9 protein-coding genes are annotated in these 12,526 nt (G+C 59.2%); 5 read left to right on the forward strand and 4 right to left on the reverse strand.

Features of this window, described 5'->3' with window-relative positions; all coding sequences use genetic code 11:
• The first annotated feature begins 227 nt into the window (after positions 1–227).
• Complete coding sequence (locus ABH944_RS14075) at positions 228–1,337, forward strand: porin (RefSeq protein ID WP_404607346.1); 1,110 nt, start codon at positions 228–230, stop codon at positions 1,335–1,337.
• A gap of 293 nt (positions 1,338–1,630) precedes the next feature.
• On the opposite strand, the gene ABH944_RS14080 is transcribed toward ABH944_RS14075, so the two are convergent.
• From ABH944_RS14080 to zwf, 3 genes are all read right to left on the reverse strand, one after another.
• Positions 1,631–3,559, reverse strand: a complete 1,929-nt coding sequence (locus ABH944_RS14080; RefSeq protein ID WP_404607134.1) for a bifunctional transcriptional regulator/glucokinase — start codon at positions 3,557–3,559, stop codon at positions 1,631–1,633.
• Entirely contained in the window at positions 3,537–4,259 is a 723-nt protein-coding gene (gene pgl, locus ABH944_RS14085) for a 6-phosphogluconolactonase (RefSeq protein ID WP_404607136.1), read from the reverse strand. The genes ABH944_RS14080 and pgl overlap by 23 nt, the downstream gene beginning before the upstream one ends.
• A 184-nt stretch (positions 4,260–4,443) precedes the next feature.
• On the reverse strand, positions 4,444–5,904 hold the full coding sequence (gene zwf / locus ABH944_RS14090) for a glucose-6-phosphate dehydrogenase (protein WP_404607138.1): 1,461 nt from the start codon (positions 5,902–5,904) through the stop codon (positions 4,444–4,446).
• A gap of 529 nt (positions 5,905–6,433) precedes the next feature.
• Between zwf and ABH944_RS14095 the strand changes: the two genes are divergently transcribed.
• From ABH944_RS14095 to ABH944_RS14110, 4 genes are all read left to right on the forward strand, one after another.
• Complete coding sequence (locus tag ABH944_RS14095; RefSeq protein ID WP_062087514.1) at positions 6,434–7,687, forward strand: ABC transporter substrate-binding protein; 1,254 nt, start codon at positions 6,434–6,436, stop codon at positions 7,685–7,687.
• 193 nt (positions 7,688–7,880) lie between these two features.
• A complete protein-coding gene (locus tag ABH944_RS14100; RefSeq protein WP_306427183.1) occupies positions 7,881–8,804 on the forward strand; it encodes a carbohydrate ABC transporter permease in 924 nt (307 codons plus the stop codon).
• Complete coding sequence (locus ABH944_RS14105; RefSeq protein WP_062087516.1) at positions 8,794–9,651, forward strand: carbohydrate ABC transporter permease; 858 nt, start codon at positions 8,794–8,796, stop codon at positions 9,649–9,651. Before ABH944_RS14100 ends, ABH944_RS14105 begins: the two co-directional genes overlap by 11 nt.
• A 114-nt stretch (positions 9,652–9,765) precedes the next feature.
• Complete coding sequence (locus tag ABH944_RS14110) at positions 9,766–10,884, forward strand: ABC transporter ATP-binding protein (protein WP_404607140.1); 1,119 nt, start codon at positions 9,766–9,768, stop codon at positions 10,882–10,884.
• A gap of 50 nt (positions 10,885–10,934) precedes the next feature.
• Here ABH944_RS14110 and ABH944_RS14115 read toward each other — a convergent pair whose 3' ends face one another.
• On the reverse strand, positions 10,935–11,963 hold the full coding sequence (locus ABH944_RS14115) for a hypothetical protein (RefSeq protein ID WP_404607142.1): 1,029 nt from the start codon (positions 11,961–11,963) through the stop codon (positions 10,935–10,937).
• Positions 11,964–12,526 lie beyond the last annotated feature (563 nt).

Here is a 12,526-nt window from a genome sequence, read left to right on the forward strand (position 1 = left end):
TACGGAAACGAAGTTCATTAAAAGTAGTTTTACTTCAAAAAGAACTGAGGAGACACCAATCCCAAGGGTTGGTTGTGATATTGGGGGGCAGTCAATGTCCCGCCTGATGTCATGGACACCATCCCTTTGCGTGTCATCTCTCTAAATAGTTTCCGGTTCGGTGCGCTGGCGCCGAACCAATACCGCCGCACTTGGGCTTCTATTTTTTGACAGGGTTGGAGGAGATGATGAAGAAAGCTTTGCTCGCGGCTTCGCTGCTGACGGTCGGCGTTGCAGCACACGCTCAAAGTAGCGTGACGCTCTACGGCCGGCTCGACGCCGGTATCGAATACATGTCGGGCGCGCCTACAAGTAATAACGCTGCTGGCGTTACTACTGGCAGCTCCAATCGTTTCCGTGCGGAAAGCGGCGACTGGGGTACCAGCCTGTGGGGCTTGAAGGGCGTCGAAGACCTGGGTGGCGGCAACAAGGCTGTGTTCCAGTTGGAAGGCAGCTTCAACACCATGACTGGCGCTGGCCCGGGCAACAACGGTCTCTTCAATCGTTGGGCGACAGTTGGTATCGCCAACGACCAGTTCGGTACCTTCTTGCTGGGTCGTGAACTGTTCATCTCGAACGGCGTGTGGGACTTCGATCCGTTCGGTCAGTCGAACTGGTCGTCGGCGTCGCTGGTGCGTGGCCGCAACTGGCCGCAATCGAGCAACAACGTGTCGTGGCAATCGCCGAAGATCGCTGGCTTTGACGTCTACGGTCAGTACGCTTTCTCGAACGCTACGAGCTTCAACGGTAACGGCACGACCACGCAAGGCCGCGAAGCTGGCCTGCAGGTCACCTACACCACGTCGCTGTTCCAGTTGCGCGGTTTGTACGACGAAATTCGCGATGCAGCCAACGGCCAGCTGGACAACCCGTTCACGGCTTCACGTGAGTACTTCGCCGGTGTCAACGTCTTCCTTGGTCAGTTCAAGCTCCAGGCCGTTTATCAGGCTTCGCGTACGTCGGGCATGACGAACACGCCGTCGGGCACGCCGACGACGACCGATCAGGAATGGGGTGGCGTGACGTGGCAAGCTACGCCGGCTGCAGCTTTGATCGCAGCGGTCTATCACGTCAATGCGAACAACGGTGGCGGCAACGGCAACATCTACACGATCGGTGGTTCGTACAACCTGTCGAAGCGCACGCTGCTCGACATCCAGATCGCAACGGTACGCAACAGCAAGTCGGCTAATTTCGGCCTGAACGCGAACAGCGCGGGTGACACGGTTTCGACCGACAACCCGTTGCCGGGTCATAGCCAGTCGGGCGTGTACGCAGGCATCCAGCACTCGTTCTAAGCCGAACGAATCAGCCGGAGCAAGTACGACAGAGAGAGAGTCATAAGGTTTTCACGCTGCTGCGAGAGGCGCGTATCGGTGCGGTGTCCGAAAGGGCATCGCACCGTTTTTTATTGTTTTTCGGCACCCGTTGCACCACGCTCCCTCCAATGCAAAAAGCCGCCGATGCGAACCTCGCATCGGCGGCTTTTAACTACGGCTTTTAACTACGGCTTTTAACTACGGCTTTTAACTACGGCTTTTAACTACATCAACTACAGCGCCAAATCCCGCGCGTCACGCCACAAGCAACTTTAATCGCGCGCTATGCCCGCCGCGCCATGGCTCAGCCAGTCAAGCACCGCGCCCGTCTCGTCGTCGCCCGCTTCCCTGACCTTCGTCATCGCTTCACTCACGTCGGCACCCGCGTCCGGCACCGCGCGGCGAATGGCCACGCCGACCGCAAGAATGTCGATCATCACGAGATGCAAAATGCGTGAAATCATCGACATCTGCGATTCACGAATCTCGATGTGATCCGTCTCCAGCGCCACCGTTGCCCGCTTGGCCAACGGCGTATTGCTCGACGTAATCGCAACCACGGTCGCGCCCTGCTGCATCGCAATCTCAAGCACACGCAACAATTCAGGCGCACGCCCCGACTTCGACACCGCTACGATCACATCGCCCTTGCCCAACAACGCCGCCGACGCCGCCTGCATGTACAGGTCGCCATAGGCGATAGTCGGGATACCGAAACGGAAGAACTTGTAGTGCGCGTCCTGCGCCACGATATTCGAATTGCCTAGCCCGTAGAACTCGATCCGCCGCGCACCGTTGAGAATGTCAATGGCGCGTTCGACATGGTCGAAGTTCAAATGCTCACGCAATTGCAGGATTGCCGACACGGTGTTGTCCAGCACCTTCGCGCCGAAATCCGTGGCGGTGTCGCCCAGATGAACCTGGCTGTGACTCACCGGAATCGTACCGGTCAACCCCGTCGCCAGCTTCAGCTTGAAATCGGACAACCCCTGGCAACCCAGCGACCGGCAGAAACGAATCACCGTCGGCTGGCTCACGTCAGCCTTGCGCGCAATGTCGATGATCGGATCATTGATGATCGAACGCGGATGGTTCAGCGCAAGATCAGCCACGCGGCGCTCGGCAGGCGTCAATGCATCGCGCATCTGGCGAATCCGCTCGAACACCGCGGACGACCCGCCATTCGCGCGATTCGACAACTGCTCCGACAAAATGGCCGATACCCCGAGAAACGCCGGATATTCCGCAGTGATGATGAACGTGGGCACGCTCGACAAATACTGCTGAAAGCGCCCTTTCGCTTCGAACCGCTCGCGAAACGGCGACTTCGTGAACAGCTCGCCCAACTTCAGCACCACCCCGCCGCCGATAAAAATCCCGCCCAGCGCGCCCAGCGTCACCGCAATATTCCCGGCAAACGTGCCAAGAATGCCGCAGAAGCAGTTCACGGCCTCAAGCGCAAGCGCCTCGCCATCGTGTGCGCGCTGCGTAATGCTGGCCGACTCGAGATCGTCCGGCACGCTCACACCATCACGTTCGGCAAGCGCCTGATAAATCAGCAACAAACCCGGTCCCGCTGCCACACGTTCGAACGACACATGCGAGAATTTTGTGCGCGCAAAACGCATGACCAGATCTTCACGTTCGTTCGACGGCGCGAAACTCGCATGGCCGCCTTCGCTGCCGAGCGCAATCCAGCGGTCGTCCGCCGGAATCAGGCCGGACACGCCCAGGCCCGTACCCGGCCCGAGCAAGCCAATCACGCTGTTCTGCCGGCGCGAACCACCGCCCACCTGCACTCGCTGGGCGTCGGTCAGGCCGGGCAACGCCATTGCAAGTGCGGTGAAGTCATTCACGACCAGAAGCGTGTCGAAGCCGAGCGCACGGCGCGTGGCCTCGATCGAAAAGCTCCAGTCGTGGTTCGTCATGGAGACGTGATCGCCGTCCACCGGATTCGCAATCGCCACCGCCGCGTGGTTGACGCGGCTCACCTTGATGTCCTTCAGATACTGCTGCATTGCCTCGGCAATGCCCGGATAGTCACGGCCCGGATACACGCGTATTTCGCCAATCACGCCCGGCGCCGTCTCGAGCGCAAATCGCGCGTTCGTGCCGCCAACATCGGCCAAAAGCCTGGGTCCGTCGGCGTGCTGACTTCCGGCCGCTACCGTTACGGCCTTACTTTGCACACCAGTAGACATCGAGCCTGACTCCCTGAGCATTAGCCAACGTCGAGATGGCGTTTTTTTGCGGTGCGGCAAGCGCAGCATTGAGTACGTCCAGCTTCTTCTGCCCGCTAATGAACAGATAGAGCTGCTTGACACCCTTGAGCGCTGACATGGACAACGAAACACGCGCGTGCGGCGCGCTGCCCGGATGAACCGAGATAAACCGGTCAGCCGTCGATATGGCAAACGCCCACTCGGGGGCATCGGCGAAAATGGACGCCGTATGGCCGTCCTCGCCCATGCCGAGCACGGCAACATCGGGTACCCGGCGCTGTGGATCGGCGTTCAGGTCCGCAATATGTGCGTCCAGCGGCCGCGCGATGTCCACCAGCGGCAGGAAATACGCGCCGCTCGCCGCATTCTGCAACAGCGTCTCACGCGCCAGGCGCGCATTGCTTGCGCCGTCCGTCTCCGCCACCCAGCGGTCATCGACCAGGGTGACGTCGATATGCGCCCAGTCAAGCGCACGGGTCGACAGGGTTTGCAAGAACGGCTTCGGGCTCGTGCCGCCGGATACCGCAAGCGTTGCGTGTTGGGTGGGATTTCCAGCCACAGCGGCATCAGCCGACGCCGCTCCGCGAGCCGCGAGCGTTGCGGTAAGCGCGTCGCCTACCGCTTCTGCCAATGCGTCGGATTGGGCGCCTGGCTCATCAAAAGTATGAAGCTCGATCACTGCTCCTCCATGCTGCCTTGTTTTGGTTTCATTTCGCCCGTTGCGACAACGCTCGAACCACACTGCTTGAACTCGTTCTCGCGTCGCACAACAGGATTTGTCTCGGCTTTAATTGCAACATGTCTACAGCACGTACGTCCTGAACACGTCCCACCGACCCATTACAACGGTCTCAATACCAGTTTCAATTCTCTTCTTCCAGCCAGCACGTTCCGTGCTGCGCCAGCATCGCGCTTGCAGCCGCCGGTCCCCAGGTGCCCGAAGCATAAGGCTTGGGCGGCTTCGGCGACGCCGCCCATTCGTCCAGGATCGGTTCCACATAACGCCACGCCGCTTCCTGCTCGTCACGCCGTACGAACAACGCCAGACGTCCGTTGATCACGTCGAGCAGCAGGCGCTGATACGCCTCCATCTGCCCTTCCTTGAAAAACTTGTCGAACGCGAGATCCAGGTGGACGCTCGCGAGATTCATGCCCTCGCCGGGTTGTTTCGCAAGGCAATACAACCGGATGGTTTCGTTCGGCTGCAGGCGGATCACCAACCGGTTCGCGCCCGCGCGCAACGCGTTCGCACCGAGCGCCGAATGCGGCACGGGGCGGAAGTTCACGACGATCTCCGCCGTCCGGTCCGCCAGCCGCTTGCCTGTGCGCAGGAAAAACGGCACGCCGGCCCAGCGCCAGTTTTCGATTTCCACCTTCAACGCAACGAACGTCTCTGTATGACTATCCGGGCGAACGCCCTTTTCGGTCGCGTACGCCGGCACCGACGTTCCCTTGATCACACCCGCATGATATTGCCCACGCACCGCGACCTTGCTGATGTCGCGCGGATCGACGGGCTTGAGCGCGCGCAGCACCCGCAGCTTTTCGTCGCGCACGGAATCGGAATCCATGGAATGCGGCGGTTCCATCGTCACGATGGAAAGCAGTTGCAGCAAGTGGTTCTGCACCATGTCGCGCAAGGCGCCGGTGTTGTCGTAGAAATCGCCGCGCGCTTCCACGCCCAGTTCTTCCGCAATCGTGATCTGGATGCTCTCCACCCATTCGCGGCGCCACAGCGGTTCGAACAACGCATTGCCGAAGCGCAGCGCGAGCAGGTTCTGCACCGGCTCCTTACCCAGATAGTGGTCGATCCGGTAGATCTGCTCTTCCGCGAAGATTTCGCCCACCGCGTCATTAATGGCCTGCGACGACTTCAGGTCGTAGCCCAGCGGCTTTTCCAGCACGATCCGCGCATTTTCGTTCAGGCCGACATCGGCGAGCGCACGGCAGATCGGGACGAACAGCGACGGGCCGGTAGCCAGGTAAAACACGCGCGTGCCGCCGTGCTCGTTGACCGCATCGCGCAGCAGCTTGAAATCTTCCGGCTTGCCGAGGTCGAGGCGAACGTAGACGAAACGCGCCAGGAAACCCTTCCACACGCTTTCGTCGACGCCATTCTTCGACACGTGCGGCTTGACGTGTTCATCGACCCATTTCAAATACGCCTCGCGATCTTCGGCGGCGCGCGCCACCGCGACGATCTTGCCGCCTTCGGCGAGCATTCCGCCACGGTGCGCTTCGAACAGCGCCGGCAGGATCTTGCGCATCGAAAGATCGCCTGTTCCGCCGAACAGAACAAAGGTGAAATTCGAGTCGTTTTGCATGTGTCTCCGCTGGGGTTCAGTAGGACCGTAGTCCAATAAAATTTTTTTTGACACTGAATTGTAGTTTAACTACAATTCAAATCAAGGGGTAACGTGATCCCGGAAAAAAACACTTAGTCAACCAGAACATGCGTGTTTTCCCGGAGATTGACGTCTAGTTGCATGGTAATTGACCTGAGCCGAAGACGCTTTTGCCAGATAGGCAACGGCGCGGCAAGGGAAAAAAGCTGCGTTGATGCAAAACCCCGGACGCACGCCGCGCTGGCCGACGCCAGTGTGAACGGGCAAAAATCAAAAGAGGAGACACAAGTTGCGATTCGACACACTCATCTCTTGAGAGCCGTGCGGCCGTGGTTCGGTCTGCCGGCCAAGCTGGCGTGCCCAGGGTTTCTTGCCCTGGATAACGCCAGCCTTATCTCGCCGACACCGCCGATACCGGCCACTTCTGTTTGTTCATGTTCCAGCCATCGCTTCCTGGCGGCATCAGGGGCCAATCGTTTTTTGTTCAGGTGTTCGGAGGAGATAAACAATGAAATTTCGCAAGCTCATCGGCGCGCTCGGCGCCGCAGGTCTGTTGTGCGGTGTGTCGGCGCAAGCGGTTCAGGCTGCTGAATCCCTGTCAGTACTGCACTGGTGGACTTCCGGTGGTGAGTCGAAGGCCGTTGGCGTGTTGAAAGACGACATGACCAAGCAGGGCTACACCTGGAAGGACTTCGCAGTTGCAGGCGGTGCGGGTGCTGCGGCCATGACGGCGCTCAAGACCCAGGTCATCTCGGGCAACGCCCCGTCGGCCGCACAGATCAAGGGTCCGCTGATCCAGGAATGGGCTGAACAAGGCGTACTCGTGCCGATCGATTCGGTTGCCGGCGACTGGAAGAAGAACCTGCCGCCCGAAATCGACAAGATCATGCACGCCGATGGCCACTACGTTGCGGCACCGTTCTCGGTGCACCGCGTGAACTGGCTGTGGATCAACAAGGCAGCACTGGACAAGGCCGGCGGCAAGGTTCCGACCACGTGGCCGGAATTCTTCGACCTGGCTGACAAGATGAAGGCCCAGGGCATCATTCCGGTGGCAGCGGGCGGCCAGCCGTGGCAAGACCTGACCTTGTGGGAAGACGTCGTGCTGTCGCAAGGTGCGGACTTCTACAAGAAGGCGATTGTCGACCTGGATCAGAAGACGCTGACGTCGGACCAGATGGTTGGCGTGTTCGACACGGTGCGCAAGATCGAGACGTACTTCGATAACGGCCGCACCGGCCGCGACTGGAACCTGGCTACAGCCATGGTCATCAACGGCAAGGCCGGCATGCAGTTCATGGGCGACTGGGCCAAGGGCGAGTTCGCAGGCGCGAACAAGACCGCCGGTACGGACTATGTCTGCGCACCGGTGCCGGGCACCGCCAAGCAGTACACGTTCAACGTCGACTCGTTCGTGTTCTTCCAGCAGAAGGGCTCGAAGGAAGCGTCGCCGGGACAACTGGCGCTCGCCAAGACCATCATGTCGCCTGCGTTCCAGGAACAGTTCAGCCTGTACAAGGGCTCGATCCCGGTTCGCCTGGGTGTGTCGATGGCCAAGTTCGACGCGTGCGGCAAGCAGTCGTACGCTGATGAACAGACCGCCATCAAGGCAGGCGGTTATGTGCCGTCGCTGGCTCACGGCATGGCGCAAGGCGACGCAACGGCAGGCGCAATTACCGACGTCGTGACGAAGTTCATGAACTCGACGCAGGATTCGAAGAGCGCAGTGCAAGCGCTCGCGAATGCCGCCAAGACGAAATGAGCGAAGTGAGCGAAATAAACGCGAAGTAAGCGTTTGATTCGGCAACACCGGGCGCGCGGTTTTTTCAACCGGCCGCGCGCCCGGGCAAATCCCAAGCATGAGTTGGCGTAAAAACTGCTGTATACCTGTTCCGGCCTGAGACTCTTGCCGGCAAATTTTCAGGAGTCGAGAAGTGGCTGCCTCCCCTAGCGGTATCGCGAGCAAGACGTCGCGCACCCCGCCCCGCCGCACGTCGCCTCTGGCGGCGCTTGCCGATACATACATTCCGAAGCTCGTACTCGCACCAAGCGTGCTGATTGCACTGGTGTTCGTGTACGGCTTTATCCTGATCACCGGCTGGCTTTCGCTGACGAATTCGCGATTGATGCCGCGCTATGAATTCACCGGCTTCCAGCGCTACACCGAGCTGTTCTCAAACGACGTCTGGTGGACGTCCGCGGCGAACCTTGGCTGGTTCGGCATTCCGTTCATCGCGATCTGCGTTGGACTCGGGCTGTTCCTCGCCATCCTGCTCGATCAAAAGATCCGCAACGAAGGCGCATTGCGTGCGATTTTCCTGTATCCGATGGCGCTGTCGTTCATCGTAACGGGTACCGCGTGGCAATGGATCCTGAATCCGGGCCTCGGGCTGGAAAAGATCTTCCACGACTGGGGCTGGACAAGCTTTTCGTTCGACTGGCTCGGTAACCCGGACAAGGCAATCTTCTGCGTCGTGATCGCGGCCGTATGGCAATCCACGGGTTTCGTGATGGCCTTGTTCCTCGCCGGTTTGCGCGGCGTGGACGCGGAAATCTTCAAGGCCGCGCAGATGGACGGCGCATCCTTGCCGAGGATCTATCGCAGTATCGTGATCCCGAGCATGCGGCCGGTGTTCTTCTCCGTGCTGTTGATCCTCTGCCACATCACCATCAAGACGTTCGACCTCGTGGTTGCGTTGACCGCGGGCGGTCCGGGCACGTCGTCGTCGCTGCCGGCCATGTTCATGTACACGTTTTCGTTCAATCGCGGGCAACTGGGCCTGGGCGCCGCTTCGTCGATGATGATGCTCGCCACCGTCGTCGCCGTGCTGGTGCCGCTCATGTACCTGGAATCGAGGAGCACGCGCAATGGAATCTAAGATGACGATCAGCCGCGCCGTCATCTATGCGGCACTGATCCTGTTTGCCCTGTATTTCCTGTTCCCGATCTACGTGATGCTCTCGACGTCCTTCAAGGACCTCGACCAGTTGCGCACCGGCAACTTGCTCACTCCTCCGACGCACTTCACGTTCGCGCCCTGGGTCAAGGCGTGGTCGCAGTCGTGTACCGGCGTGCGCTGCGACGGCATGGAACCGTTCTTCATGAACTCCGTGCGCATGGTGATCCCGGCCGTGCTGCTCTCGTCGATCATCGGCGCATTCAACGGCTATGTGCTCACGCACTGGCGCTTCCGCGGCGCCGACGCCGTGTTCACCATGCTGCTGGTCGGCTGCTTCATCCCGTTCCAGGCCATCCTTTTGCCGATGGCGCGTTTGCAAGGCATGCTGGGACTCGCCAACACCACGACCGGTCTTGTGCTTGTGCACGTGGTCTACGGTATTGCGTTCACCACCATGTTCTTCCGCAACTTCTACGTGAGCATTCCGGCGGAACTCGTGAAGGCGGCGCGGATTGACGGTGCGGGTTTCTTCACCATCTTCACGAAGATCCTGCTGCCGGTATCGTTGCCCATTTTCATGGTGTGCTTGATCTGGCAATTCACGCAGATCTGGAACGACTTCCTGTTCGGTATCGTGTTCTCCGGCGTCGATTCAATGCCGATCACCGTCGCCCTGAACAACCTGGTCAACACATCGACGGGCGTGAAGGAATACAACGTCGACATGGCTGCCGCAATCATTGCCGCCCTGCCCACCCTCCTCGTCTACATGGTCGCCGGCCGGTTCTTCGTGCGCGGCCTGACTGCAGGCGCGGTGAAGGGCTGAATTCGGGGGCTGAATTCCCGCGCGGCGCCTTCAGTTGCTGAACGGCGCTCGCGGTAGAAGATCAACTGATGTGCGCGATGACATTCCGCGCAGAGACATTAAAGGATTCATAGCATGGCAAGCCTTTCAATCCGTGACGTGTACAAGACTTATGCGAACGGCGTTCCCGTTCTGAAGGGCGTGAACATCGACATCGAGGACGGTCAGTTCCTGATCCTCGTGGGCGGTTCGGGCTGCGGCAAGTCGACGCTGCTCAATATGATCGCCGGGCTGGAAACGGTCACCAAGGGCGACATCATGATCGACGGCAAGACGGTGAACAACCTCTCGCCGAAGGATCGCGACATTGCGATGGTGTTCCAGTCGTACGCGCTGTATCCGTCCATGACCGTGCGCGAAAACATCTCGTTCGGCCTGAACATCCGCAAGGTGCCGAAGGACGAACAGCAGGCAATCGTCACGCGCGTGTCGGACACATTGCAGATCCAGCATTTGCTCGACCGCAAGCCGGGCCAGTTGTCGGGCGGTCAGCGTCAGCGCGTGGCCATGGGCCGTGCGCTTGCTCGCGACCCGGTGATGTTCCTGTTCGACGAGCCGTTGTCGAACCTGGACGCGAAGCTGCGGATCGAAATGCGCTCGGAAATCAAGCTGCTGCATCAGCGCCTGGGCACGACGATTGTGTATGTGACGCACGATCAGATTGAAGCCATGACGCTGGGCGACCGGATCGCGGTGATGAAGGACGGCGTGGTGCAGCAGTTCGGCGCGCCGCAGGATATCTATGACTCGCCGGCGAACTTGTTCGTGGCGGGATTTATTGGCGCGCCGCCAATGAATTTCATCGATGGAAAGCTGGTCGAGGCCGGCTCGGGTATCGGGCTCGAGATTGACACGGGCGTGTCGCGTACCGTGTTGAACCTGCCGTTCGATGCCGCTTCAGTGCGCGGCAAGATTGGTCAGAACGTGATTCTTGGACTTCGTCCGGAGCGGATCACCGATGCGCGCAGTGCGCATAACGTGGAAGACGCACGGTTGCAGCCGATCGAAGTGAAGATCGATGTGATCGAACCTACGGGTCCGGATACGCTCGTGTTCACGCAGGTGAACGGCAAGCGCGTGGTGAGCCGCGTACACCCGGCGAGCAACCCGCAGCCGCTGACGAACATGACGCTGTTGTTCGATGTATCGAAGGCCGTATTGTTCGATTCGAAGACGGAAGAACGGCTGGCTTAACAGGTCTCGGCCGGCTGAACGAAGGGCTGCGAAAACGCAGCCCTTTCGTTTTATGCGGTTCGACACCTGCGGTTGTCCGCGCTGCCCGATCCTTGCAACGTCAGCACATTGTTTGTGCCGGTACTGGCGACACTGCCGTTGAGCGCTGATCCTGTTCCAAGTACCAGCGTGTTACCGCTGCCTGTGAGAGAAACCGCTGTGCCGCCCGTACCGGTGATGGTGCCGGTGTTGGTCAGGGTAACGCCGTTGCTTGCGAGCACGGCGCCCGTACCCGCGCTGAACGTGCCGCTGTTGCTGAAAGTGCCCGTTGCAGCACCCCGGGCCCAGAATGCATACGTGGCCGATGCGCCATAAACCATGCCGGCGTTGGTACCGGCGACACCACCGGTATTGAAGACAACTCCGTAGCCGGTGCCCCCATTCGTGCCGACCGTGCCAGCTGCGCTTTGTGTAAAGCTGCCGCCGGCAGCGAAGTACACCCCGGCGGAAGAGTTGCTGCCCGTTGTAACAAAGCCATCATTGCTGACTGAAGATCCGGCGCCAATAACCGAAACGGCATCCAGTGCGCCAGCAATGGTGGCGCCCGCATGATTGGTCAGTTGACCGCCATTCGTCAGCAGGACACCCTGCGCGGTTTTGCATTGAATGGAGGAAAAATTGTCCAAGGTGAGGCCGTTGAGCGTAGCCGACGACAACGAGATACCCAAAGACGCGCCGGTTATCGAACCGTGGTTGGTGAAAACCCAGTTCTGCGCGTTGTTGCCGTCGACACCATCGCCCGTCGATGCGTTGATCATCGTGCCCACCGACGCATCGAAAGTGGTCGAACCCGGACTCAGGGATTGCAGGGTAACCGTGCTGGTAGCGCTGGGGAGTGCAATGGTTTGCGCGTGTGCCTGACTCATGATCGCGGCAATGCTGATCAATAGAATGCCGGCGCTAATGGGTGTCAGGCAGCTGCAAGGACCGCCGCTCACGGTTCGTCGGTTTCTATAACCGAAATGCAATTGGGCAAACACTGCAGCCATTTGCACGGAATCAAGCGCCCAGTCCGGCGCGGCATGACGAATTCGGCTCATTTACCGCCTCGCTATGGATTCTGTTTCGTTATGCGCGACACCGTTCAACTCACGATCACCCCATTTCATCAAGCGGCCTCAATGGCATTTGGCATTTACGATCCCTCATAACGTCGATACCGGCATTCAACGAAACTCAACGTTACCCCGGATTGAATTGCATACGCACGAACGATTGTTATTACGGAGATCACGGGGGCTCACGGCATTGGTTCGCTTTTCGCGGATATCACGTCACGGCAATGAAACAACGCATTGACAAGGGAAGAGCGGCTACGAGCAGCCGTTTGAATCAAGCGCGATGCCGGAGATCGCACTGCTGTATAGATCAACTCCCCGTGCAATTGATAAGCAGCCCGCCATCTCTAACAAAATGGCTTGCAGATATAAAATATCTTCGCATTCCGAATAAAAGCATTTCTCTCAAAATCATCTTATCTCAAAGAAGTGATTTTGTTTGCTTTGCGTGTAGTTGGACTCGCTTTGCGTACCACGCGTTTTATTGGCATACCGATTCGAGTTCAATTCACGCATTGCAAGTCCATGAACTGCAACGGCCACGT

The sequence above is a fragment of the Caballeronia udeis genome, assembly GCF_044909315.1.
GTDB lineage: Bacteria > Pseudomonadota > Gammaproteobacteria > Burkholderiales > Burkholderiaceae > Caballeronia > Caballeronia udeis_A.